This window comes from Actinomadura sp. NPDC049382, assembly GCF_040677125.1.
Classification (GTDB): Bacteria; Actinomycetota; Actinomycetes; order Streptosporangiales; family Streptosporangiaceae; genus Spirillospora; species Spirillospora geliboluensis.
On sequence record NZ_JBFARO010000008.1, the window covers coordinates 149,233 to 173,120 of the forward strand.

A 23,888-nucleotide genomic window follows, 5' to 3' on the forward strand; every position below is an offset into this window, starting at 1 on the left:
CGGTTCGCCCTCGCCCCTGCCCACACTTAAGAGCAGCAAGAACGCCCCGGAGCCCCACGGCCCGGGGACTTCAGCACGGCCGCGAACGGGGGAGGCTGAATGGGAACAGGAGAACACCTGGAACGGCTGCGAAGCGGTGCGGTAGCGCAGCGTGTCTTCGGTGAGCCGTACGACAGGCCCGATGGTGCCACGGTGATGACGATCCATCGACGTCGTCCGCGGCTGCGCCACCGCTCTGGGCGGTCACCTCGACCTCGTGGCCTCTCTCGGCGACCGCACCTGGAAAGTCGCCTGAAATCACTCTGCCGCTACCGTCGGAACACACCGGGAGCCCATCCTGCCAGTCGAGACCAAGTCGGCAGTCGACCCGGACTCCAGCGCACGGTACCTCCTGCGGCAGAAATCTCCGCACGCGGATCAGCCTTCTCAGGAATTTTTGGCGCGCCATTTTCTCTGAATGTCGATGGCGAGTTTGCGATATGGTTCACGGACATCATCCGCAGTCAACGAACGAAACTTTCTTTTCTTGAGCACGCCTCCCACTTCTTTCGCCAGTCCTTCGCTCATCTCGACACTGGGCCGAGCCTCGGCCTTGGACATGTTTCTTGCGTCCTGCTTCGCTCCGGATGCGCCACCATCTTCCGATAGAATGCCAAGTAACGCCTTCAAGAGTACGGCAGCACATTTACTGATCTGTGGATCGAATTCAGTCTTGGCGCACTTCACCCACGCTCTTGTCGGGAATCTAGGCAGGCCATCCTCAAGTTTTGCCCACTTTCTAGTCCACCAATCTTTCTCTCGTTGAACCAGCGTGTAGGCCATGGCTAGCAGGATGTGCTCTTTGGCGTCATGCGGCAAATCTCTATTCCAGTCCTCGAAGAGGTTGCCAGGAAAATACACCTCTGCGGGATCGCACTGGGTAAGTCTATTTGCCTTGGCGTGGTGAAACAGGATGACTGCCGCCTCATTGACCGCCGGGCTGTCGATTGGCCGATCATCGAGGGGATCTACTTGTTTTCCACTATTGAGCACTTGATCGATAACCCATGTGGCCGTGGCCATGTCCATTGATTCAGCCACTATCGCAGGATTGAGAGCTCGCAGCGCAACACGTTGCTGGCCAAGAAGTACCATGGCGGGAAACGCCGCACACACTCGTTCCACGACCTGGCTTCTGGGTAGCGAATCCAAGCTTTTAAGCACGGCTTCCAATTGAAGGCGCCGCCGTTCACGGGCATTGTGATGACTCGTGAGAAGCAATCCAACAAATGTGACCGCTGTCGCAAGGCCGCCACTAACGAAGGTCAAGAATATCTTTATCTGTTGATCCTTCGGCGGCCTCCCAGCGAGAGCGAACATGTGGGAGCGCACGGCAATTGACGCGGCCATTGCCAGCATTGGCAGGACGATGACAACCAGAAATATCGCATAGAGCCATCGATTTCGCATTCTGCGGCGAATCGTTCGCCATCGTATGTGGTCATAGAAAGTAACGACGGCCTGCTGCATCTTAGGAAGATTCATGATTCCACCCGGTTCCCTGAAGTGCAGACAGCGAACCCCCGGCCCCCGCGGCAGCTCCATTGAATGCTCCAACCCTAATAATTTGAGGGCCACATGGCGGCAACGAAGGGGCAAGGAAGCTATTTGCTTTGTGGGTCTATGTCCAAAAGTTGCTCGCGGACGGTCCCACGAGCGGCGTTGGTAGCGCGTACTGCTCCTGGCAAGGGGTGCTCGTCAGTTAGCCTCGTTCGCTGCGGGCGAGCCCCTGCGAGCCCGAGGCGAATGCCTAGCCGCGCGTGTCGCTCGGGATGAACTTCAGGGCAGCGTGGGGGACGGTTACGCACAGAACCGTGGGGACGAGCACAGTGAGCAGCCCGAGCGCGCCGGCCAGCAGCGAGTGCGCGAGGCCCATGCCGGTGGCCACGGCGGCAAGAAACGCGTAGACCATCGCCAGCGCCCCGGCGACGGCGGTGGCGACGAGCCACTTGGTGAGCAGACGTCCCCTCTTCGCGGCCGCCTCTCCGATGACGCTGGCCGGCAAGAACAGCAGCGGCACCAGGACGACGCCCATCACGCCGGCGAGCAGCACAAGGAGAGGACCCGCAAGCGGACCGCCCGTGTCCGCGTCAGCGACGACGGCGCACACGAGAAGACCGGCGTAGATCGCGATGCCCTGGACGACGAACGCCGCGCAGGCGGCTATCGCACCAGCAAGGTGTCGGCCAGTTCTCACGAACATCACGCCTGCCCCATGGTCATGCCTCTGCCGGTACTCCGGCATAACGCCCGGATGGTGATCGTATCGGACGGTTGCAGGGGTCGGCGGCGACGACCCGATGGGGGGTTCCCATAGTGATGGAGTCTCTGCGCGCTGTCGCCCCGGCCAGAGAATCAGGGTGTTACATATGGGATATTTTGCACATCATGGGCGTAAGTAAATTTAGCTAGTTATACTCCTGCACTGTGCTCCTGGAGTTCACGGCTCTTCTCAATAGCACGATGATAGTGGTCATCGGGCTGGCCAGAATGAGGGATGTCAGCTCCCTCAGTCCGCGGTTCGGTCGCATGACCGTGGCGGGGCTCGGCGCGTTCGTCATCCAGTGGGATGTCACGACTCCTGAGGAGTCTGTCCATTCGTGGGTCAAGCCGGCCGTGCACACGCTGCTGGTGTTCGGGGGCCTGGCCAATCTCCTGGCCGAGAATCGGCTCTCCCGCAGGCAGCGCCAGTACCCTTCGCTCGACCTCGACCGGGCCGTGGATTCGCACGGCCATGGGCTTCAGCTGCTGCGGCGATTCGACCGGAGCGGCGATGTGGCGGCGCTGTCGCGCGGGATCGACTCGCTGCGGACGGCCCTGGAGGCCAGTCCAGGGGAGGCTACGCGGACCCAATACGCCGCCAATCTCGTCATGGCGCTGCGGGGCAGGTATCAGCGGCTTCGCGACGTCGCCGACTTGGACGAGGCCGTGGAGGTCGGCCGGCGGACGGCGCGCAACGAGCCGGCGAACGATGTGCGCCGCGCGGCGCTGCTGTCCCAACTCGGCAGTGCGCTCCGGGTGCGGTACGACCATTTCGGCGACTTCGCGGATCTGGAGGAGGCGCTGGCGACCGCGCGGAAGGCGGTGGCGATCGTGCCCGTTCAGTTCGGGGCCGATCGTCTCCTGTGCCTCAGGGAGTTGAGCGCCGTCCTGCGAAGCCGGTACGAGCGCACGCAGGAAATGGCGGATCTCGATGAGGCGATCGAGACGCTGGGAAAGGTGCTGCTCATCACCGAGTCGGGAGACCGCCCCTTCGTACGGGTGATGGACCTGACGACCGTGTGCTTCCTGCTGGTGCAGCGGTTCGCGCGGACGAAGCAGCCGTCCGACCTCGATCGCGCGCTCGACCTGGGGCGGCAGGCCGCGGAGCGCGTGCCTCGGACCTCGCGGCTTTACACGACCTGCCAGAACAATTTCGCTCTGGCGCTGCGCACCCGCTACGAGCACACGCAGGACGTCGCGAATCTCGAAGAGGCCATCGAGCTGGCTCGGCGGGCGGTGGACGGAACGCCGGAGGACGATCCTGAACGTGCCGTCCACCTGCTGAATCTCGCGCGTGCACTGCACCATCGGCATCGGCGCGGCGGCGACCGTGCCGAATTGGCACGGGCGTGCGCACTGGCTCGGGAGGCGACGGCCAATCCGGCGACCGACCTTTCCACCCGGGTGGTGGCCGGGCTGGTGTGGAGTGACCTCGCCGCCGCGGCCGAGCGGTATGCGGACGCGGTGGAGGCGTTCGAGGGCGTCATCGAATTGCTTCCCCAGGTGGCGTCGCGGGAGTTGCGCCGCGCCGACCAGGAGTACCGGCTCGGTCAGTGGACCGGAATCGCGGTGACGGCCGCCGCCTGCGCCATTGCCGCAGGGCGGCCCGAGAAAGCCGTGACGCTGCTGGAGCGGGGACGCGGCGTCTTGCTGTCGCGGGCGCTCGGCGTCCGCCCCGACCTCTCGGCACTGCGCGCCCGGAATCCGGCCTTGGCGGACGAATTCACGGAGCTGCGCACCATGCTGGAGGGTTCCTACGAGCCCCCGCTCGCTCAGGAATTCGAAGCGGAGGCCACCGGGCTAAGGCGGGAACAGGAGCGCAAGGAGCGGCGCGCATTGATCGCGCGTTGGGATTCCCTGCTGGAGGAGATCCGGCGGGAAGAGGGGTTCGCGGACTTCGCCCGGGAGCCGACTCTCCGCGAGATGCTCGCCCAGACTCGGGAGGGCCCGCTGGTGTTCCTCAACGTCAGTGAGCAGCGGTCGGACGCCGTCATCCTGGACGCCGAAGGGGTGCGGACACTCGAACTGAACGGCGTCACACCGCGTCTCGTGAACGAGCAGACCGCCGTCCTGCTGGACGCGGTGCGGCCGGAGGCGATGCTCGACCAGGGCGAGCAGGAGCGCTTCGCCGATGTGCTGGCATGGTTGTGGGACGCGCTGGTCGAGCCCGTCGTGAACGTCCTGGACCTGTCCAGGCGGGGAAGCGACTGGCCGCGTGTGTGGTGGGTTCCGACCGGGCCGCTGGCCATGCTGCCGATCCACGCCGCCGGGCACCATGGCGCGGGCGGCCGGGCCGGTCCTCCAGCATTGCTGGATCGGGCGATCTCCTCGTACGCGCCTACTTTGCGCGCGCTCGTGGATGCGCGCGCACGGCGCCGTCCGGGCGGGAAACCGCGCCCTCTCGCCGTGGCCATGTCGAAGACGTCCGGCGAGGCTCCGCTGGAGCACGCGCGGGTCGAAGCCGAGGAGCTTCGCCGCCTTTTCCCAGCCACGCGCATCCTGGCCGACGACAAGGCCTATTCCAGAGCCGTGCTGGACGCGCTGCGTCACCGGACATGGGCGCATTTCGCCTGCCACGCGGTAACGGATGTGGAATCACCGTCCCGTGGACGATTGCTGCTGCACGACCACCAGCGGCGGCCGCTGTCCATGGCCGACGTGTCCCGGCTGGACCTCCGCAGAGCGGAGTTGGCCTATCTGTCGTGCTGCGACACCGCCCGTCCCGGCACGCGGCTGCATGACGAGGCGATACACCTCGCGTCGTCGTTCCAGATCGCCGGCTTCGCGCATGTCATCGCGGCGCTGTGGCCCCTGCGCGACCGGGTCGCGCTGGAGTTCGCCGGGCAGATCTATGAGGGGCTTCGCGGCTCAGTCCGGAATGGGGGCCGGACGGACGCGGCGGCCGCGGTTCACCATGCGACCCGCAGAGCGCGCGAAATGTATCCGAACTTCCCGGCCCTGTGGGCCGGTCATGTTCACGTCGGGCCCTGAGCCCGTCCCGCCGGGTCCGCGGAGCCGCCGGAGGCGGTCGGCGTCTGGTTCGGCGGCGACGCGGCGGCGGGCCCTTCGGGAGCCTCGGCCGGTTCGCCGACACCGTCGCGCGGGGCATGGCCGCGCACCAGGCCGGGGTTCGCCAGCAGTTCCTTCTCATGCGGCGTCAGTTCCGGCATGCCCTCTCCTTCACGATGCCGACCCGGGCGGATCGATCAACTCGACCACATCGACGTCGGCCGCACGGACATGAAGGCCCGCGGTGCCGGCGACGCGATCGGCGAAGCTTCCGTCCGGTTTCATTCTCCACGCAGATTCCAGGTACAGTTCCGCGGGCTCGGGATAGGACGTCGCATAGGACTTCGAGCCGTACCATCCGCCCACCCAGGAACCGTCCTTCAAGCGTGCGCGCACAAAGCAGGAACCGCGGTGGCGGAACATGTGGTCCCATGCGGTTGCTCCGGCGTCGTACCGGGTCGGCAGCCTGCGCCGCTGCCACGCCGAAACCGCGAATGCCGCGACCGCCGGAACGGCGACGAAGAGGAGCAGTGCCAGCAGGCCGATCAGGCGCGGATGCTGGACCAGGCCGTCCCAGCCCTTCTCCTTGCCGCCGCGCGCCAGGCGGATCAGAGCCGGGCCCGCCGCGATCGCATAAAGCGCGTCCAGCACGATGGACGCGAGCAGCGCACGGAGTATCCGCTCCCCCATGTTGCGCTCGCCTGCGACGGGACCGCGCATGCGTTCCCGCAGGAACTGGTAGGTGACCCCGGGCACGACGAAAAGCACGAGCAGGACCGCTTGGACGACGGTGGAAGGAGCCTGCCCCATCAGGAAAGGCCCGTCAGGTCGTCCGACTTATAGGCAGGGCGCTTGGCGCGCCGCCACCCGCGCACGGCCAGCGCGATCAGCACGATCGTGCCGGCGAGCCCGGCGGACGCCACCTCCGTCCGCGCGGTGGCGACCCATCCGGCGATGTCCTCGTGCTTCCAGAGCCCGATGCCTCCACAGGCGATCCAGAGGAGGGAGACCGTCTGGTTCTCGCTGCCCGTGGCGATTTCGGCCAGGATCAGCAGCCCTCCGCTGAGACACAGCAGCGCGGCCTCCAGCGGCCTGGACACCGCACCCCCCATCAGCAGCCCCTCGCCGACCGCCACGAACGCGATGGCGACCGACATCCGCAGACCGTACTTTCCCGTCCTGGGCAGGAACAACGCCACCGGAATGATCATGAAGATCGCGATGTACGCCACCCTGTCCGCGGGCATCGGAACCTCGCCTCCATGAAGCCGCCGAGACCGAGCATAGCGACTCCACGCAGATGATCACCGTGCTTTGATTACTCCTTCCGGGCGCCGCCTGCCTGCCTGTTCGGCGTCCGGCCGGTCAAAACAAAGGGCTCCCGAATGATCGCGATAGGAAGGACGACATATGCTCGAACTCCCCCTCGCATGATGCACTGCCTGCACCGTCCATCAACATTCGGCATGTGGCACGCTTGCGGGCGTGTCCCAGATTGATCTACCTGCAGTGGAACTGCTTCGAGACATGGCGTGCTCTTTGAACGTCGTCATCGACCTCGAAGTCGAGGAGCTAACTCCCGGGCTCTTCGCCGTTGAGGTCAGTGACGCCTGTGGGGAAGGCGCTCCCATCACCATGCACACGTCCGGAGACGGCAGTGTCATGTTGATAGTGGGAGACGGCGGAGGGTCCGGCCCGGAGTTCGGTTCCGGTAGCAAATCCGTGGAGCGGCTTCGGGTAGTGCTCCATGGGCTGTTCACGGGCAGGACCCTGGTAGAGAACTACGGACGAGGCAAGAAGGTCCGGGTTTGGGACCATGACGGGAAGCAAGTCCTGGCTTACACCGAGCAGCGAGGTTTCGCCAGGCGAGGGCGGTTGCTCCAACGTGCCGTCTACCCGGGCTACTCGCAGGTTGGGGGACCGTGACCGAGGACGAAGTTCTGGCGCTATGACGGCGGCGCCGACGTCATCGCCCCGACCGTCCAGGAGCGGGATGCCTTGGGGCGTCGGCATGCGGATTGGCTGTCCGCGCACCCGTCGGGGCTCTAGGCATCTCCCGGACCGCGCAAGACATGCCGATCGATCGGGAGGGCAGAATGGCGGGCATGACGCGGACTGTGAACCTGCCCGGTGGCGCCGCACTGCCGTTGATCGGCTTCGGGACCTGGGAGCTCGACCACCAGACGGCGTACGAGTCGGTACGGGCGGCGCTCGACGTCGGCTACCGGCACATCGACACCGCGACGCTCTACCGGAACGAGGCGGACGTCGGCAGGGCCGTGAAGGACGGCGGCGTCGACCGCGAGCAGGTGTTCATCACCACCAAGCTGCGGCCGAAGGACGCGCGGAAGGCCCGCGCCACGCTGGAGTCGAGCCTCCGGCTGCTCGGCACCGACTACGTCGATCTGTGGCTGATCCACTGGCCGACCGGGCCGGACGAGCTCGTCCCGACGTGGCGGGAGCTGCTGGCGGCGCGGGACGCGGGGCTGGTTCGCACCGTCGGGGTCAGCAACTACAGCCCGGCGCAGATCGACGAGCTGACCGAGGCCACCGGGGAGCAGCCGGCGGTCAACCAGATCCCGTGGAGTCCGGCGCAGCACGACCCGGCCCTGCTGGACGAGCACCGGCGCCGGGGCATCGTGGTCGAGGGTTACAGCGGTCTGAAGAACACTGATCTGCGCGATCCGGTCCTCACCGGGATCGCGGAGCGGCTCGGGGTCACTCCCGCCCAGGTGGTCCTGCGGTGGCATCTGGAGCACGAGATCGTCATTCTTCCGAGGTCGTCGCGCCGGGAGCGGATCGCCGCGAACTTCGACCTGGAGGGGTTCGACCTCACCGCGGAGGACGTCGCCGCGATCGACGCCCTCACCCGGGCCGGCTGACCGGTGTTCTCCCCCCAGGGCCCGTCCGCGCGCGAGTTGGCGGTCCAGGCCCTCTCTTCGGTGGAGCACGGCTACGACCTGCTCGCTCCGAAGTTCGACCGCACGCCGTTCCGAACGCCCGGCGGCATCCTCGACGCAACCGCCGAGGCGCTGCGTCCGCTCGGGCCGTTCGGCGAGGGGCTGGACGTGTGCTGCGGCACGGGCGCGGGGATGCGGGTGCTCCGGCCCCTGTGCCGGGGGCGGGTCACCGGGGTCGATTTCAGCGCCGGCATGCTCGCGCAGGCGCGGAAGGCGCACCCGGACGCCGAGTGGGTGCGGGCGGACGCGCGGGCGCTGCCGTTCGCCGGGGGCTTCGACCTCGCGGTGACCTTCGGGGCGCTCGGGCACCTGCTGCCCGCCGAGCGGCCCGCCGTCTTCGCCGGGGTGCACCGCGCGCTGCGGCCCGGCGGGCTCTTCGCCTTCCCGATCGGTGCGCCGCCGCCCTTCACGTCCGTCTGGTACTGGGCGCTGCTCGGGTTCGACGCGGCCATGCGGGTTCGGAACGCCGTGTGGCGTCCGCCGTTCGTCATGTACTACCGCACCTGCCCCCTGGGCGCGGTGAGCGACGACTTGGCGGCGGCCGGGTTCGACGTGACGACGGCGCCCTTGCCGTCTGTGGGCCGGCGGAAGGACGGCAGCCCGCGCTACCGGGTCGTCCTGGCCCGCAAACCCTGAGACACCGTCCGTCAGGCGCCGCACCGGATGGTGCGGCGTCTGATCGGGCGGCTGCGCGGCCAGGTCGCGGCCGCGGCGTCTCAGGTGGCGCCGGCGGCCTCGGCGATCATCGCGGCGACGGCGTCCGGCTGGGAGACCGCGAGCGCGTGGGACGCGCCGGTGACCTCCTCGGTCGCGCGCGCGTCCGCGCGGTCGGCCATGAAGTGCATCAGGGCCGCCGGGATGTTGCGGTCGTCGGAGCCGAACACGAACCAGGACGGGACGGTGCGCCAGGCCGGCTCGTCCACCGAGAGGCCCTCGGTCAGCGCGCGCTCGGTCACCGGACGCTGGGTCGCGCCCATCAGCGCGGCCTCGGCCGGGTCGACGTCGGCGCAGAACTGCTGGTGGAACTTCTCGTCGGCGATGCGGAGCTCGTTGCCGCCGCCGGAGAGCGGGTAGCCGTTCAGCGCGTCGCCGAGGGTGCTGCCCTCGAACTTGCCGGACAGCAGGAACGCGGTCTCCCCCGGCTCCGGCGCGAAGCCCGCCACGTAGACCAGGGAGCGGACGGCCGGGTTCCCGGACGCCGCCTCCGTGATGACCATGCCCCCGTAGGAGTGGCCGACCAGGATCACCGGGCGGCCGAGGCTCGCGATCACGTCGCGGACGTAGGCGCCGTCGCTGGGGATGCTGCGCAGCGGGTTGCCGGCGGCGACGGCGTCCAGGCCGCGGTCACGCAGGCGGCTGATGACGCCGTTCCAGCTTGCCGACTCCGCGAAGGCGCCGTGGACGAGGACGACGATGGGACGGTCGGTGCTCATGAGTCCGCCTTTCCGAGGACGTGCTTGAGGACGTCGATCGCCTGGGCCGTGGCGGCCCGGGCGGCGCGGGTGTCGCGCACGGGGTTGAGCATCATGAAGTCGTGCAGCGTGCCGTTGTAGCGGACGCTGGTGGTGGGGACGCCGGCCTCGGTGAGGCGGCGCGCGTACGCCTCGCCCTCGTCCCGCAGCACGTCGTTCTCGTCGACGATCAGGAACGCGGGCGGGAGCCCGCGCAGGTCGTCGAGGGTGGCGCGCAGCGGGGACGCGGTGACCTGCGTCCGCTGGACGGGGTCGGGGCAGTAGGCGTCCCAGAACCACGCCATGGCCTTGGCGGTCAGGTGCGGGCCGTCGGCGAACTCGCGGTAGCTGGCGGTGTCCTGCCCCGCGTCCGTCACCGGGTAGTACATCGACTGGTGCACGAACGTGACGTCGCCGCGCCGCTTCGCCATGATCGCCAGCGCGGCGGTCATGTCGCCGCCGACCGAGTCGCCGGCGACGGCCAGCCGGGAGGCGTCGAGGCCCTCGCCGGCGCCGTGCTCGGTGATCCAGCGGGCGGTGGCGTACGCCTGCTCGATCGCGACGGGGTAGCGGGCCTCGGGCGACCGGTCGTACTCGACGAAGACGATCGCCGCGCCCGTGCCGACGGCGAATTCGCGGACGAGCCGGTCGTGGGTGCCCGCGTTGCCCAGCACCCAGCCGCCGCCGTGCACGTAGAGGACGGCGGGCAGCATGCCGGACGCGCCGACGGGCTTGACGATCCGCACCCGCACGTCCCCGACCTCGGCCGGCACCGTGATCCACTTGTCGTCCACGTCGGGCTTGCGCACCGGCGCGGCCTGGACGTCGTCCAGGACCTTGCGGGCTGCGTCGACGTCCAGTTCGTACACGAACGGCGGCTTGGACACCGCCTCGGCGAACTCCCGGGCCGCAGGCTCCAATACGGGGTTGCTCATTGCGTCCTCGCTTCCTCAGTGGTCGATCCCTTCTCGACCACTGTCTCCGTGAGGGCGCTCCCGGGGACCAGGGTGAACTACTGGCCCCGACCCTGGGGCTAAGCCCTGCCGGTGGTGGGGGTGCGCTGGAGCTGCCTGCGCGAGGTGATGCCGAGCTTGCCGAAGGTTTTACGCAGGTGCCATTCGACGGTGCGGGGGCTGATGAACAGCCGGGCACCGATCTCCGGGTTGGTCAGCCCTTCCCGGACGAGCCGGACGATCTGCGCCTCCTGCGGTGTCAGTTCCCCGGCGGCCTCGGTGGCGCGCCTGCGGACGTGCTCGCCGGTGGCCTGCAGCTCGCTCGCGGCCCGTCCGGCGAAGCCCTCCATGCCCATGGCGGTGAACGACTCGTGGGCGGTGCGCAGCTGCTCCCGGGCCGTCCGCTGCCGCCGCGCGCGGCGCAGCCACTCGCCGTACAGCAGGTGGGCGCGGGCCAGCTCGCCGCGGACGCCGGCGCGGCCGAGCCGCTCGATCGCTTCGCGATAGCGGTCCTCGGCAGCAGTGTCCTCGCTGAGGAGCGCCAGGGAGCGGGCGTGGACGCCGAGCGCCCAGTCGGTGCCGGCCGGAAGGGTCGCCTCGCCGAGCCGCCGGAGGGCGACCGCGGCGTCCGCGAACCGGTCGGTGCGGGCGGCCGCCTCGATGTACTCCACCAGGGCCCACGGCCCGGCGCCGACGGGCGCCGGGCGGTCCTCGGCCGCTTCGGGGACGGCGGCCAGCGCGTCGCCGTAGCGGCCGAGGCTGTTGCAGAGCAGGGCCTTCGCCCAGGCGCCGACGGTCAGCGCGTTCCCCTCGCCCCGGCGCCGCGCCTCCACCGCCACCCTCTTCATCAGCGCGGTGAACTCGGCCTCCCGGCCCTGCCAGGCGGTGACCAGCATGCTCCCGTAGGACGGGACGGGTATCCCGATCGCCTCGGACACCGTGGCGACCTCCTCGTCCAGCGCGGCCGCCGCCGTCAGCTCGCCGGCGAACACGTTCACGGCGATGTGCTGGGTCAGCGCGAGCGGAAGCGCGGCGGTCTGGCCGGACTCCCTGGCGAGGCGGACGTGCCGGGCGGCGAGCACCGCCCACGCCTCGTGGTCCCACAGCGTCGCGGCGGTCACGCCGCCCAGCCAGAGCCAGCGCAGGCCGTCCTCCTCGGCGAGGTCCGGGCCGCTGAAGACCTCCAGGGCGGGCCGCAGCGCCGGCAGCGCGGCGGCGAGGCCCTCGCCGATCCGCAGCGCCAGGCCGTCCAGCAGCAGGTCGGCCGGGCGCGGATCGCCGGGCGGCGGCGGGGCGGACCGGGCCGCCGCGGCCGTCTCCAGTTGCCCGGCCCCGTCGGCGAGGGGCCCCGCGAACAGCGCCGCGCTGATCGCCTCCAGGTAGGTGTCGCGCGCCATGGCCGCCGAGTGCGGGGTGAGCCGCCGGGCCGCGCGCAGCAGCAGGCCGGGCGCGTCGCGGCCCCGGTCGACGGCGAAGGCGATCTCGGCGCGCAGCAGGTCGACCTCGCCGCGCAGCCGCCGGTCCGGCGTCAGCGCCTCGGCGACCGACAGCAGCCGCAGCGCCGTGTCGGGCGTGCCCGCCCGGTGCGCGGCCCACGCGGCGGCGAGGGCCCGCTCCTGCCGCCGGACGGGGTCGGGCGTCAGCTCCACCGCGCGGGCGAGGAACGCCGCCGCGGCCGCCAGCCCGCCGCGGTCCCGCGCGCGGCCCGCGGAGCTCTCCAGCTCGGCCGCGACGCCCTCCTCCGGGGCCCGCGCGCCCTGCGCCGCGTGCCAGGCGCGACGGTCGGGGTCGGTCTCCGCGTCGGTGACCTCCGCGAGGACGCGGTGCACGCGGCGGCGGTCCTCCGCCGTCGCGGCCCAGTACACGGCGGAGCGGACGAGCGGATGGTGGAACCGGACCCGGTCGGCGATCTCGACCAGCCCGGCCGCGGCGGCGGGCGTCGCCGCCGCCAGGCCGATGCCGAGCCGGTCGGCGGCCCGCCACAGCAGCACCGGCTCGCCGCCGGGCTCGGCCGCCGCGACGAGCAGCAGCAGCCGCGCCGCGGGCGGGAGCCCCGCGACGCGCCGCTCGTAGATCTCCTGGATGCGGCCGGCGAGGCCCGCCGCGCTCGGCACGCCGAACCCGCCCGCCAGCTCGGCGGGGGCGAACTCCTTCGGCAGCTCCAGCAGCGCCAGCGGGTTGCCGCGCGCCTCGGCGACGACCCGGTCCAGCACCTGCTCGTCCCAGGGCCCGGTGACGGCGGAGCGCAGCAGCGCCCGCGCCTCCTCGTCGGGCAGGCCGCCGATCGCCATCTCCGGCACGCCGGCCAGTTCGGGCATGCCGGACGGCTCCGGCGCCCCGTCCGGCTCGCGGACGGCGAAGGCCATCGCGACCGACTCCGCCTGCAGCCGGCGGGCGGCGAACGCCAGCGCCTGCACCGAGGCCCGGTCCAGCCACTGGGCGTCGTCGACCGCGCAGAGCAGCGGCTGCTCGCGGGCGGCGTCGGCGAGCAGGCCGAGGACGGCGAGGCCGACGAGGAACCGGTCGGGCGCGCGCCCGGTGCTCAGCCCGAGCGCGGCGCGCAGCGCGTCGCACTGCGGGTCGGGGAGCCGCTGGAACCGCTCCGCCATCGGCGCGCACAGCTGGTGCAGGCCGGCGAAGGCCAGCTCCATCTCGGACTGCACCCCGGTGATGCGCACGATCCGGAACCCGGGGGCCCGGTCGACCAGGTAGTCCAGCAGCGCGGTCTTGCCCACGCCCGTCTCGCCCAGCATCACCAGGGCGCGGCTCTCCCCGCCCCGGACGGCCTCCAGCAACTCGTCGAGCGCCGTGCACTCGCCACGCCGGCCTCGCAACACCTGTCACCACCGCCACCTGGTCAGCCCGGCCGCCTCCCGCCCCGCGGGCGGGGCGCCGCCGCCGGATCATGCCCCTGCCGTCAATCTACACTTACCTTGTGCACGAGGAAATAGTGTCGTAGGCAATCGCCTGCTAGGCTCTGGACGTGAACAGTTCGCCGACCGAGGGGGACGACGCCGTCCGCCTCAACGAGATGGTGTGCTTCAACCTGCACGCGGCATCCCGGGCCATGACGGCCGTGTACCGCCCCCTCCTCGAACCACTCGGGCTGACCTATCCCCAATACCTGGTCATGGCGACTTTGTGGGAATACGGTGACCTTCCCGTCGGCGAGCTCGTGGCGCGGCTCCAGCTCGACTACGGCACCATGACGCCGCTGCTGAAGCGGCTGGAGAAGAGGAAGCTGCTGCTCCGGGCGCGCAATCCCGACGACGAGCGCACGGTCATCGTGAGCCTGACGCCCGAGGGCGGCGCGATGCGGGAGCACGCGCCCGGCATCTACCAGGCGATCTGCGACATCTTCGGTTTCACCCCGGACCGGGCGCGGGCCGCACTGGACCTCCTCCAGTCGATCGTCGCCCGCGCCGACCGCGCACCGGGCTCACCGGGCTCACCCACCGCGTCCTAGCGCCCGTCTCGCCGGATCGCTGCAGCTCGGGCGCCGATCGGGCGCGACATACCCGGACGGTGCAGGGGCAGTAGTGGTTGGTGACATCGGCGCGAACCCCGCGGCCGTGGAAAAGGGCCGTCGGCGCCCTCGCGGACCGGCTCGGCGGGAGACGGCGGGCCCGCATCGTGGTGCTGCTCGCGTGCGTGCTCGCGCTGAACACGGCCGACACGGGGGTCGTCGGGGCGATCGTCCAGGAACTGCGCCGCTCCCTGCACATCGGCAACACGCAGGTCGGGATCCTCACGGCCGCGCCGGCGGCGGTCGGCGCGATCGCGACGCTGCCGGTCGGGCAGCTGACCGACCGGGTGCCGCGGGTGCCGCTGCTCGCGGGCAGCATCGCGCTGTGGAGCCTCGCGATGATCGTCGGCGGGCTGGCGAGCTCGTACGAGTGGCTGCTGGCGTCGCGGGTGGCGCTGGGCGCGGTGACGGCCACGGCGGGGCCCACGGTCGCGTCGCTGATCGGCGACCTGTTCCCGCCCGAGGAGCGGGCCGGGACGTGGGGGCGCATCCTGGCCGGCGAGCTGGTCGGGGTCGGGTTCGGGCTCATCGCGGGCGGCAACATCGCCGCGCTGCTGAACTGGCGGGTCGCGTTCTGGTTCGTCGCGGTGCTCGGGTTCGTGCTGGCCGTGCTGCTGTGGCGGATGCTGCCGGAGCCGCCGCGCGGCGCGCAGGCGTCCGCCGCCGGCCGGAGCGGCGCGGAGCCCGCCCAGCGGCAGGTGGCCCGGTCGGACGTGCGGCCGGACCCGCGGAGCGTCCTGGACGCCGACCCGGGGAGCATGTCGCTGCTCCAGGCGGCACGGCACGTCCTGCGCATCCGCACGAACGTGACGATCATCGTGGCGTCCGCCATCGGCTACTTCTTCTTCGCGGGGCTGCGCACGTTCGCGATGGTGTTCGTGGAGGAGCGGTACTCGCTGAGCCGCGGCGAGCTGTCCGCGTTCATCCCGGTGATCGGGCTGGCCGCGCTCGGCGGAGTGCTCGCCGGCGGCCGGATCGCCGACCACCTGGTGCGCCGGGGCGTGGTCAGCGCGCGCGTCAACGTGCCCGGAGTGGCGTTCGCCGCGTCGGCGCTGCTGTTCCTGCCCGGCCTGCTGAGCGGCGAGGCGCTGGTCGCGCTGCCGCTGTTCACGCTCGCGGGCGCCGCGCTCGCCGCCGCGAACCCGCCGCTGGACGCGGTGCGGCTGGACGTCGTCCACTTCCGGCTGTGGGGCCGGGCGGAGGCGATCCGGACGATCGTCCGGATGTCGGCGGAGGCGGTGGCGCCCGTGCTGTTCGGCTGGCTGTCGGGCCGGCTGGACGACGGCCGGGACTCGGGGGTCGGCCTGGACCGCGCGTTCCTCCTGGCGCTGCTCCCCCTGCTGGTCAACGGGCTGCTGCTGGTGCGGGCACGGCGCACCTACCCGCGGGACGTGGCGTCCGCGCTGGAGTCCGAGCGCCGCTTCGCCGACGGACCCGCGTAACACCGCGCGATCCGGCGTGCTCCGGAGTAAGCCCGCCGCGTCCGCGCGATTCTCATGGAGTTTTCAGATAGCGCAGGTAAACCAGGGCGCATGAGCGTGACACGTCGCGGTGTCCTGGCAGCGGGGCTGGTCGGAGGGGCCGCGCTCCTCAGCGGCGCCGGGGCGGGGCGCCCTTCGAAGGTGGCGGAGCCCGCGGCGCCGGACCGCTACCTCACCCTCCCCGACGTCAGGCCGCCCGGTCTGACGGCGCGGCGCCTCGGCCGGACCGCGGACGGCCTGCTGTTCCTCGCCCCGTTCCGCGGCACCGACGCCGCCGACGCCCTCATCGTCGACGACGCCGGCGAGCCGGTCTGGATCTACCGGTCGGAGCTGCTGGTCACCGACGTCCGCGTGCAGGAGTACGAGGGCGCGCCCGTCCTCACCTTCTGGGAGGGCGAGCGCCGGACGGGCGGCCACGGCGCCGGCACCGGGGTGGTCCTCGGCGCCGACTACCGGCGCGTCGCCGAGGTCCAGGCCGGCGACGGGGTCTCCGGCGACCTGCACGAGTTCGCGCTCACCGACCGCGGAACGGCGCTGATCATCGCCTATCCGGAGGTGACCGCCGACCTGCGCCCGATCGGCGGCCCGCGCCGGGGCCGCGTCCTCGACGGGCGGGTCCAGGAGATCGACGTCCGCACGGGCGAGGTGCTGCTCGACTGGAGCGCGCTCGACCACATCGGCATCGCCGAGACGCGAACGCCGCTGACGAAGGACGCGAACGGCACGCCGGGCAAGGTGTTCGACCCGGTCCACGTCAACTCCGTGCAGGACGACGGCGACGCGCTGCTGATCTCGGCCCGCAACACCTGCGCGGTCTACTCGGTCGACCGGCGGACCGGCGCCGTCCGGTGGCGGCTCGGCGGGCGGCGCGGCGACTTCGCGTTCGGGGCGGGCGCCGCCTTCGCCTGGCAGCACGACGCCCGCCGGCAGCCGGACGGGACGATCACCCTGTTCGACAACCACATCACCGACGTCGGCGACGGCCCGTCGCGCGGCATCGTGCTCCGGGTCGACGAGGCGGGCCGGCGGGCGTCGCTCGTCCGCGAGTACGCCGACGGCACGACCTACGGGCAGTACATGGGCAACCTGCAGACGCTGCCGGACGGCAACGCGCTCGTCGGCTGGGGGTCGACTCCGGCGATGACGGAGTTCGCCGCCGACGGGACGCCCGTCCTGGAGATCACCGGCATCGGCGACGGCTCGTACCGCGCCTACCGCGCCGCCTGGGAGGGCCGGCCCGCCGACCGGCCCGCCGTCGCGGTGGCGCCGCTGCCGGGCGACCGGATGCGGGTCCACGCGAGCTGGAACGGCGCGACCGGCGTGGCCGCGTGGCGCTTCCGCACCGGCTCCGAGACCCGTCCCGTGGTGTCGCGGACGGTCGAGCGCACGGGCTTCGAGACCGCCGTGACGCTCGCGCGCTCCCCCAACGTCACCGCCGAGGCGCTGGACGCCGGCGGCACCGTCCTCGCCCGCTCCGAACCGCGCGTCGTCTAGGCGGACGGCACGCCGGTCAGTCGTCGTCGCGGGGCGGCGGGCTGTTGAGGGTGCGGTAGCGGTCGAGGATGCGCTCCAGCTCGCGCCGGTCGCGCTTGGTGGGACGGCCCGCGCCGCGCTCGCGGCGGCCGACCGGGATGAGCGCCTCGCGCGGCGGCGGGGGCGGGCTCTTGTCGATCAGGCACTCCTGCGCGACCGGCGCCCCGACCCGCTTGCGGACGATCTTCTGCACCACGACGACGCGCTCCCGCCCGTCATGGCGGAGCCGCACCGTGTCGCCGGGCTTCACCGTCGTGGACGGCTTGGCGCGCTCGTCGTTCACGCGGACATGGCCCGCCCTGCACGCCGTCGTCGCCATCGAGCGGGTCTTCAGCAGCCGCACGGACCAGATCCACAGATCGACCCGCACGGACCCCTCTTCGCCCATGCGTCCATGATGTCACCCGGCCGCGTGTGCCCGGTTCTCGCCGATCCAGGCGTCGGCGCGCTCCCACTCCCGGTACAGCCAGTCGACGCGGGCGTCCCGGCCGTCGGGGACGTCCTCGGCGGGGATCCGCCACCAGCGGGCGTGGACGGGGGCGGTGAGCGGGATGCGCCGCCAGATGTCGCCGACCGCGGCCATGTCGTCGAGGCCGGTGTGCGCGACGAACACCACGTCGGCGTCCGGGGCGGCGTCGAGCGCGGCCAGCACGCCGCCGGGGCGGGGCGGCATCAGGTTGCGCATCGCGGCGGCGCGGACCGCCTCGTCCGTGCGGCGGAGCCGGGCCAGCCGCCGGATCGCGCGGCGCCGCCGCGCCGGGGAGAAGTTGCCGCCCTCCGGGAAGATCAGCAGCGCGTCGCGGGGGCCGAGCCCGGCGGCGAGCCGGCCGATGTCCTCGACGGCGCCGCCGCCGGGCGTGACGAACACGTTCGGCATGCGGTTCGCGGCGATGTCGATGCACGGGTCGAGCTGCAGCTGCGCCTTCATGACCACGCGGGGCCGCCGCCGGTAGTCGGTCAGCAGGTGGTGGACGAGCAGCAGCGCGTCCCCCGGCCCGGCGTGCCGGCTGAGGACGATCAGCGGCCGGTCGCCGGGCGGCTCCGCCCCGCCGCCGGTGATCTCCACGCGCAGCCCGAGGTGCCGCCGCGCCGTCCCGTACAGGCCGGCGACGTAGCGGCGGATGACGTCGTAGTGCCGGTCGTCGCGGGTCCGGCGGCGGAGCCACAGCAGGCCGCACTCCAGCACGGCGGCCGACTCCCGGGTGCCCCAGGCGAGCGCGAACCACAGCAGCCGGCGCGCCCGCCGCCGGTCGCGCCCGATCAGCGAGGTCACCGCGAAGGCGACCGGGAACAGCACGACGACCAGCAGGGTCAGGGCGAACAGCAGCGGGGTGAGGAGGAGGCGGCGGACGGGGAGGGGAGGCATGTCATGCTCGTTCTTTGAGGTACTCCAAGGATGCCTGGTAGGCCCGTTCGATGTGAGCCCGTATCCCGGACACGTTCCTGTACCGCATCTGGGCGAGGTCGACGCCGGCCTTCCGCGGTGCCCCGCCCGCCGGCAGGACGTGCACGGACAGCCCGTCCGGCAGAGTCGCCATCTCCTCGAAGAACCGGTGCCGGCGCGCGATCTCGAACGCGACCAGGCCGACCTCCCACGGGCGGCGCGGCGGCGGCAGGTCCCGCTCGATGCGCCCGACGTGCAGGACGTAGACCGTGGTCGCGCCGAGCATCACGGCCCGGCCGACCGGGATGCTGTGGACGAGCCCGCCGTCGAAGTAGTGCCGGTCCCCGATCCGGACGGGCGGCAGCAGGCCGGGCGCGGCGCAGGAGGCCAGCACGGCGGGCGGCAGCGGCCCGGACCTGAACCAGTGCGCCATCGCCGTCTCGATCCCCGCGGCGACGCACTGGAACGGGATCTCCAGCTCCTCGAACGTCCGGACGGGGAGCAGTTCGTCGAGCATGCGGCGCAGCGGCTCGTTGGAGTGCAGGTGGGTGCCGGAGCGGGCGAGCGTCCACAGCCGCGCCCACAGCCGCGAGCCGAACACGTCGCGGACGGAGTCGTCCGACCACAGGGCGGTGAGGCGTTCGACGGCCGTGTCCGGCTCCGCCGCGACGAACACGCCGTTCAGCGCGCCGATGGACGTCCCGACGACGAGGTCCGGCCGGACGCCGGTCTCCGCCAGCGCCCGCAGCATGCCGACCTCGTGCGCGCCGAGGACGCCGCCGCCGCCGAGCACGAACGCGGTCCGCGGCTCCCGGTCCACTCGGGCCTCCCTTCCACGGAGGCAGCCTCTCCCGGGCGGTGCACGATAAACGGCGCGGGACGAACAAAATGGGACGAGCCCACCGAAAACAGCAGGGCCGGCCGTCCAAGGGGTGGTGGACGGCCGGCCCTCGGCGGGGATGCCGGTCTGGTGGCTGCCGTAGATCAGTGGCGGCTGCCGTGGATCAGTGGCGGCTGCCGTGGATCAGTGGACGCGGATCAGTGGTGGCGCCCGGTGCGGAGGCCGTAGCCGTAGGGGAACAGCGGCCGGTACGCGCGGTCGCCGACGTTGATCGGCTCCTGGGCCTCGCTGCGCGGCCACGTCACCGGCAGGCGGCCGGTGAAGGGGCGCTTGCCGAACAGGACGTCCGCGACGCCCGCGCCCTCGCTGCCCGGCAGCCACGACATGACGAACGCGTCCATCGCGGACAGCCGGTCGGTGACGATCTGCGGCCGTCCCGCGACGTCGAGGACGACGCAGGTCCGGATCGCGGCGCACACCTTGTCGATGTTGGCCTTGTCGGCGTCCGACAGGTTCAGCGTGTGCCCGTTGCCGACGTCGCCGACGCCCTCCGCGTACGGGGTCTCGCCGACCACGACCACGCCGACGTCACTGCCGGACATGGGCGCCGACGCGTCCGCGCTGTAGGTGACGTGGGACGAGTTCTGCTTGATGCCGTCCAGGATCGTCGTGCCGGGGATGATGTCACCGGACGACCCCTGCCAGGTGACCGTCCATCCGCCCGCCTGGTTGCCGATGTCGTCGGCGTTCACGCCCGCCACGTAGATCCGCTCGTTCTTGCGCAGCGGCAGCGCGTGCCCCGCGTTCTTCAGCAGAACCTGCGACTTCGCGACGGCCTCCCGCGCGACCGCCCGGTGCTGCGCCGAGCCGATCGCCGGGGCCAGGCCGCGGTCGGTGTAGGGGTGCTCGAACAGCCCCATCTCGACCTTCGCGGTGAGGATGCGCCGCACGGCGTCGTCGATGCGCGCCATCGGCACGCGTCCCGCCTTCACCTCGGCGATCAGCGTCTGGACGAACTGCGGCGCGCTGTAGGGCTCCATGAACATGTCCATGCCGGCGTTGACGGCCGTCCGGACCTGCGTCGGGTAGTCGCCCGGGATCTGGTGGATCGCCTCCCAGTCGCTGATGAGGAACCCGTCGAAGCCGATCTTCTTCTTGAGGACGTCGGTGAGCAGCTCCTTGTGCGCGCTCATCTTGACCGGGTTGCCGACGCCGTCCTCCGTCCAGTCGACGCTGGAGAACGACGGCATGATGCTGCCGACGCCGTACTTGTGGACGGCGGTGACGTAGGGCGACAGGTCGATCTTCGCGAACGTCTTCCGGTCGGTGACGGTGACGCCCTGGTCGATCGTGTACGTCCCGCTGGTGGACGAGCCGAACACCGTGTCGCCGTCGCCCGCGAAGTGCTTCGCCGTCGCGAGGACGTGCCGGTTCGTGGCCATGTCGCTCTTGCGGCGGCCCTGGAAGCCCTCGATGGCGACCGCCATCTCCTTCACGAGCCGGGGGTCCTCGCCGAAGGACTCGTACGTCCGGCCCCAGCGGAGGTCGCGGCTGACGCAGACGCACGGCGCGAACACCCACTGCGGGCCGGTCGCCTTGGTCTCGACGGCCGTGATCTGCTCCGCCTCCTTGACGAGCCCGGGGTCGCGGGTCGCGCCCAGGCCGATGTTGTGCGGGAAGACCGTCGCGCCGACGAGGTTGTTGTGGCCGTGGACCGAGTCGATCCCGTACAGCAGCGGGATCTTCAGCCGGGTGGCGAGCGCCTTCGACTGGTAGGCGTCCACCATGTCCGCCCAGCCGGACGGGGTGTTGTCGGCCGGCACCGACCCGCCGCCCGAGAGCACCGAGCCGAGGGCCAGGGCGGTGATCTGGTCGCGGTCGCCGTCGATGGCGCCGCGCTCGGCCTGGGTCATCTGGCCGACCTTCTCCTCCAGCGTCATCCGGCCGAGCAGGTCGCTCACGCGGGCGGACGCGGAGAGGCGGGCGTCGAGGTAGGCCGGGGGCCCGCCGGCCTGCGCGGGCTGCGCCGCGATGGCGGACGGGAGGGCGGCGATGGTCGCGAGCGCGACCAGTGATCGCCCGATCCGGGTGGCGATGACGCGGCTGTGGGGGTGTCGCAAGTCGTCCCTCCTGGGTCGCTCCGAGGACGCCGCGCGGCCCGGCGGACCGCGCGCGGCCGGGCGCGGAGGTCGCGGCACGCCCGGATCGGCCACGACCTCCGCGCTCGGCGACGTCGTCTCCCAGGAACCTCCCCCGGCTCCCCCGTAGCTGTCAACAAACCTGCCTATTGGGCACCGGAGCCCCGTGAAAACTGGGAAAGAGGGGTTGACGGCCACTAAATTCACACGTTGAATCATGTGCCGAACAAAGCCGGTCGGACGGGCGGCGGCCGTGATCGCCACCGCCCCTCCCGCGCTGCCCGGCGGGCGCGGGCGCGGGCGCACCTTCCTCACCATGGCCACGTCCGGCCACCCGGGCCGCACGGCTCGCCGCCGCACCGCTCGCCGCCAGAACGGCCGCCGCCGCGGCACGGCGCGCGCGAGCGCCCGGGCGGCTGGCGGGTGATCAGCCGGCCCGGACGCTCGCCATCCGGTGGTGGTGCGTGCCGTACTCGGGACCGAGTCGTCGCTCGGGCGGGGCGCGGCGGCGCGGCGCCACCGTGCCCACCGCGGGCGGAGGGCTCACGTGGACGGGCGGCCGGTCCCCCGCTCGCCCTCGGAGCGGGGACCGTCGTCGCGGGTGACCTCGATGCGCTCCTTGCGGAGCTCGCCGCGCACCGTCTGCTCGTCCTGCACCTGCTCGGTGCGGACGTGGACGCGCTCGACCGGGACGGTCTCCTTGGCGATGACCGGGCGCTCCTCGTAGAGGATGATCTCGTGGTCGTCCTCGGCGATGGTGATCTTCGGGTTCGCCTCGCCGCCCACGATCGGCTCGCGGTCGATCCTGACCTCCTCGTGCGAGACCGGGATCGTGCGCTCGACCATCTCCGTCTCCACGTACTTGTGCACGTGGACGCGGCCGGCCTCGTGCCGCTCGGTCTCGATGCGCATCTGCTCCTCCGACCGGGTGATCTCGGTCATCGGGGCCTCCGCGCCCTCGCGCGCCGACTGCGGCGGCATGGTCTGCCCGCGGGCCTGCTGCTTCTCCCTGTCCCTGTCCGGCCGGACGGCCATCCCGGCGGCGCCCGCCGTGCCCGCGGCGCTGCCCGCCGGTGCGGCCGGACCGGCGGACTCGGTCGTGCCCGTGGTCCCCGTGTCGGTCGTGCCCGTGTCGGTCATGCCCGTGTCGGTCATGCCCGCCGTGCCGGTCTTGCTCTCGTCCGCCGTCCCGCGCTCGCCGGCCGTCCGGGAGGCGTCCTCGCCCTCACGCCCCTCCCGGCGCCCGCCCGGGGGACGTACGCCGTAGTGGCGGTAGAGGTCGACGATCTGCGCGTGCGACAGGTGCTCGTCCGCGTCCACGTTCGGAGCGCCCTTGATGGTCTCCTTGTCGTACGGGACCTGCAGCATGTCCTGGTTCTTCCGCGCGCCGGACAGCGGGACGAAGCTCTCCCGCATGCCGAACCAGCCGGTGTGCACGGTCACCCACTCCGGGGAGCCGGAGTCGTCGTTGAGGTAGACCTGTTTGATCGTGCCGACCTTGGTCCCGTGGGTGTCGGTCACGCTCATGCCCATGAGTTCCCGCACCTGTGTCTGCGTCTGCACGTTGAACACCTCTGCTTCCTGAACGCTGCCGGGCGGACGGGGGAACTGCGGGGGGAGCCGGTACGGCACCCGCCTCGCGGCAACGGTGTTCTGTTTGATCCCGAGTTGCCGGATTACTCACGGCTTTTCCGTATGGGGACGCAATAAACACGTTTACACGATTATGGGGGATGATTTACCTACAGCTGGCAGACGTCACCGGAGAGCGGCGTCGGCATTTTCTCGATAAATGTCCATCGAGGCGGTCGGCGCGGGCCACGCCGAGCCTCATCATGGTGATCATTTTAGAATGCGCCCGTTTCCCTTTCCCGCGCCCACGAAAGACTGCCAGAGCACGCTCTCGAACATCGGAGAAACTGCCATGCGCGACTTTCCACGGGCGACCCTGAGGACGGGGGCCGCGGTCGCCGCCGCCGCGACGCTCACCGGCACCGCGTTCACCGGCACGGGGCTCGCCGGACCGGCGTCCACCGGCACGCTGAACGCGCCCGCGTGGTGCAAGCCCGGCGGGACGCTGTCCGCCCGCACGATGCCGCAGCGGGTGCGGATCGCCGACTGCGACCTGCGCGGCCGTGCGGTACGCGGCGCGAACGGGCTCACCGCGGTCGTCCCGTCCGACGGGACCTCGCTGGTCGCGCACGCGCTGCGCACCGACGGCGGCGCCGAGCTGCGCATCCGGGTGGACGAGCGGGCCGGCCTGATCACCCTCGACACGCGCGGCGGGCGGGCGCCGCACGGCCGGCCGCCC

General features: G+C 71.5%; 21 protein-coding genes. 8 read left to right on the forward strand and 13 right to left on the reverse strand.

What is annotated here, in order from left to right:
* Positions 1–426: 426 nt before the first annotated feature.
* The gene (locus AB0K34_RS08350; protein WP_364546591.1) at positions 427–1,509 is read right to left on the reverse strand and encodes a hypothetical protein; all 1,083 of its coding nucleotides are present in this window, start codon (positions 1,507–1,509) and stop codon (positions 427–429) included.
* A gap of 280 nt (positions 1,510–1,789) precedes the next feature.
* On the reverse strand, positions 1,790–2,245 hold the full coding sequence (locus tag AB0K34_RS08355; RefSeq protein WP_364546594.1) for a hypothetical protein: 456 nt from the start codon (positions 2,243–2,245) through the stop codon (positions 1,790–1,792).
* A 323-nt stretch (positions 2,246–2,568) separates the two neighbouring features.
* Between AB0K34_RS08355 and AB0K34_RS08360 the strand changes: the two genes are divergently transcribed.
* Complete coding sequence (locus tag AB0K34_RS08360; RefSeq protein WP_364546597.1) at positions 2,569–5,292, forward strand: CHAT domain-containing protein; 2,724 nt, start codon at positions 2,569–2,571, stop codon at positions 5,290–5,292.
* Here the strand turns inward: AB0K34_RS08360 and AB0K34_RS08365 are convergent.
* The 3 genes from AB0K34_RS08365 to AB0K34_RS08375 are packed head-to-tail and all read right to left on the reverse strand — an operon-like array spanning position 5,277 to position 6,557.
* On the reverse strand, positions 5,277–5,471 hold the full coding sequence (locus AB0K34_RS08365; protein WP_364546600.1) for a hypothetical protein: 195 nt from the start codon (positions 5,469–5,471) through the stop codon (positions 5,277–5,279). The genes AB0K34_RS08360 and AB0K34_RS08365 overlap by 16 nt on opposite strands.
* Positions 5,472–5,481: 10 nt before the next feature.
* Entirely contained in the window at positions 5,482–6,120 is a 639-nt protein-coding gene (locus AB0K34_RS08370; protein ID WP_364546603.1) for a DUF6338 family protein, read from the reverse strand.
* Positions 6,120–6,557, reverse strand: a complete 438-nt coding sequence (locus tag AB0K34_RS08375; RefSeq protein ID WP_364546606.1) for a hypothetical protein — start codon at positions 6,555–6,557, stop codon at positions 6,120–6,122. The genes AB0K34_RS08370 and AB0K34_RS08375 overlap by 1 nt, the downstream gene beginning before the upstream one ends.
* Positions 6,558–6,795: 238 nt before the next feature.
* On the opposite strand from AB0K34_RS08375, the gene AB0K34_RS08380 reads away from it, so the two are divergent.
* The 3 genes from AB0K34_RS08380 to AB0K34_RS08390 all read left to right on the forward strand — a co-directional run bounded on the left by AB0K34_RS08380 (position 6,796) and on the right by AB0K34_RS08390 (position 8,906).
* Positions 6,796–7,236, forward strand: coding sequence for a hypothetical protein (locus AB0K34_RS08380; protein ID WP_364546609.1), 441 nt, complete (start codon positions 6,796–6,798; stop codon positions 7,234–7,236).
* Between the two features lie 179 nt (positions 7,237–7,415).
* Positions 7,416–8,192 (forward strand): aldo/keto reductase, encoded by a 777-nt coding sequence (locus tag AB0K34_RS08385; RefSeq protein ID WP_205719369.1) that lies wholly within the window; start codon positions 7,416–7,418, stop codon positions 8,190–8,192.
* A 3-nt stretch (positions 8,193–8,195) separates the two neighbouring features.
* Positions 8,196–8,906 carry a class I SAM-dependent methyltransferase gene (locus tag AB0K34_RS08390; protein ID WP_138638071.1) on the forward strand — a complete coding sequence of 237 codons (711 nt, stop codon included), beginning with the start codon at positions 8,196–8,198 and terminating at the stop codon, positions 8,904–8,906.
* 80 nt (positions 8,907–8,986) lie between these two features.
* Here AB0K34_RS08390 and AB0K34_RS08395 read toward each other — a convergent pair whose 3' ends face one another.
* The 3 genes from AB0K34_RS08395 to AB0K34_RS08405 form a co-directional block, all read right to left on the reverse strand.
* Positions 8,987–9,703, reverse strand: a complete 717-nt coding sequence (locus AB0K34_RS08395) for an alpha/beta hydrolase (RefSeq protein WP_301178196.1) — start codon at positions 9,701–9,703, stop codon at positions 8,987–8,989.
* Positions 9,700–10,656: an alpha/beta hydrolase gene (locus AB0K34_RS08400; protein WP_138638073.1), complete on the reverse strand. Its 957-nt coding sequence runs from the start codon at positions 10,654–10,656 to the stop codon at positions 9,700–9,702. Before AB0K34_RS08400 ends, AB0K34_RS08395 begins: the two co-directional genes overlap by 4 nt.
* Positions 10,657–10,754: 98 nt before the next feature.
* Entirely contained in the window at positions 10,755–13,508 is a 2,754-nt protein-coding gene (locus AB0K34_RS08405) for an AAA family ATPase (RefSeq protein ID WP_364546614.1), read from the reverse strand.
* A 197-nt stretch (positions 13,509–13,705) separates the two neighbouring features.
* Here AB0K34_RS08405 and AB0K34_RS08410 point away from each other — a divergent pair, with 197 nt between their 5' ends.
* The 3 genes from AB0K34_RS08410 to AB0K34_RS08420 all read left to right on the forward strand — a co-directional run bounded on the left by AB0K34_RS08410 (position 13,706) and on the right by AB0K34_RS08420 (position 17,175).
* On the forward strand, positions 13,706–14,140 hold the full coding sequence (locus AB0K34_RS08410) for a MarR family transcriptional regulator (RefSeq protein ID WP_138638083.1): 435 nt from the start codon (positions 13,706–13,708) through the stop codon (positions 14,138–14,140).
* 80 nt (positions 14,141–14,220) lie between these two features.
* Positions 14,221–15,642, forward strand: coding sequence for an MFS transporter (locus AB0K34_RS08415; RefSeq protein WP_171069135.1), 1,422 nt, complete (start codon positions 14,221–14,223; stop codon positions 15,640–15,642).
* A 90-nt stretch (positions 15,643–15,732) separates the two neighbouring features.
* Positions 15,733–17,175 carry an arylsulfotransferase family protein gene (locus AB0K34_RS08420; protein ID WP_364546616.1) on the forward strand — a complete coding sequence of 481 codons (1,443 nt, stop codon included), beginning with the start codon at positions 15,733–15,735 and terminating at the stop codon, positions 17,173–17,175.
* A gap of 16 nt (positions 17,176–17,191) precedes the next feature.
* Here the strand turns inward: AB0K34_RS08420 and AB0K34_RS08425 are convergent, their stop codons facing one another.
* From AB0K34_RS08425 to AB0K34_RS08445, 5 genes are all read right to left on the reverse strand, one after another.
* Complete coding sequence (locus AB0K34_RS08425; protein WP_138638076.1) at positions 17,192–17,602, reverse strand: RNA-binding S4 domain-containing protein; 411 nt, start codon at positions 17,600–17,602, stop codon at positions 17,192–17,194.
* Positions 17,603–17,614: 12 nt separating this feature from the next.
* Positions 17,615–18,580, reverse strand: a complete 966-nt coding sequence (locus tag AB0K34_RS08430) for a 1-acyl-sn-glycerol-3-phosphate acyltransferase (protein ID WP_301177973.1) — start codon at positions 18,578–18,580, stop codon at positions 17,615–17,617.
* Position 18,581: 1 nt separating this feature from the next.
* The gene (locus AB0K34_RS08435; RefSeq protein WP_301177974.1) at positions 18,582–19,418 is read right to left on the reverse strand and encodes a patatin-like phospholipase family protein; all 837 of its coding nucleotides are present in this window, start codon (positions 19,416–19,418) and stop codon (positions 18,582–18,584) included.
* 218 nt (positions 19,419–19,636) lie between these two features.
* Complete coding sequence (locus AB0K34_RS08440; protein ID WP_364546625.1) at positions 19,637–21,559, reverse strand: glycoside hydrolase family 3 N-terminal domain-containing protein; 1,923 nt, start codon at positions 21,557–21,559, stop codon at positions 19,637–19,639.
* Positions 21,560–22,120: 561 nt separating this feature from the next.
* Positions 22,121–23,140 (reverse strand): PRC and DUF2382 domain-containing protein, encoded by a 1,020-nt coding sequence (locus AB0K34_RS08445; RefSeq protein WP_138638079.1) that lies wholly within the window; start codon positions 23,138–23,140, stop codon positions 22,121–22,123.
* A gap of 361 nt (positions 23,141–23,501) precedes the next feature.
* Between AB0K34_RS08445 and AB0K34_RS08450 the strand changes: the two genes are divergently transcribed.
* The coding region (locus AB0K34_RS08450; RefSeq protein WP_364546628.1) for a hypothetical protein at positions 23,502–23,888 on the forward strand (387 nt) is incomplete at its 3' end.

Bases quoted from the DNA above. Each gene is read 5' to 3' on its own strand.
- AB0K34_RS08350 (WP_364546591.1), bottom strand. From the start codon at position 1,509: ATGCAGCAGGCCGTCGTTACTTTCTATGACCACATACGATGGCGAACG.
- AB0K34_RS08360 (WP_364546597.1), top strand. From the start codon at position 2,569: ATGACCGTGGCGGGGCTCGGCGCGTTCGTCATCCAGTGGGATGTCACG.
- AB0K34_RS08365 (WP_364546600.1), bottom strand. From the start codon at position 5,471: ATGCCGGAACTGACGCCGCATGAGAAGGAACTGCTGGCGAACCCCGGC.
- AB0K34_RS08370 (WP_364546603.1), bottom strand. From the start codon at position 6,120: ATGGGGCAGGCTCCTTCCACCGTCGTCCAAGCGGTCCTGCTCGTGCTT.
- AB0K34_RS08375 (WP_364546606.1), bottom strand. From the start codon at position 6,557: ATGCCCGCGGACAGGGTGGCGTACATCGCGATCTTCATGATCATTCCG.
- AB0K34_RS08385 (WP_205719369.1), top strand. From the start codon at position 7,416: ATGACGCGGACTGTGAACCTGCCCGGTGGCGCCGCACTGCCGTTGATC.
- AB0K34_RS08395 (WP_301178196.1), bottom strand. From the start codon at position 9,703: ATGAGCACCGACCGTCCCATCGTCGTCCTCGTCCACGGCGCCTTCGCG.
- AB0K34_RS08400 (WP_138638073.1), bottom strand. From the start codon at position 10,656: ATGAGCAACCCCGTATTGGAGCCTGCGGCCCGGGAGTTCGCCGAGGCG.
- AB0K34_RS08410 (WP_138638083.1), top strand. From the start codon at position 13,706: ATGGTGTGCTTCAACCTGCACGCGGCATCCCGGGCCATGACGGCCGTG.
- AB0K34_RS08420 (WP_364546616.1), top strand. From the start codon at position 15,733: ATGAGCGTGACACGTCGCGGTGTCCTGGCAGCGGGGCTGGTCGGAGGG.
- AB0K34_RS08425 (WP_138638076.1), bottom strand. From the start codon at position 17,602: ATGGGCGAAGAGGGGTCCGTGCGGGTCGATCTGTGGATCTGGTCCGTG.
- AB0K34_RS08430 (WP_301177973.1), bottom strand. From the start codon at position 18,580: ATGCCTCCCCTCCCCGTCCGCCGCCTCCTCCTCACCCCGCTGCTGTTC.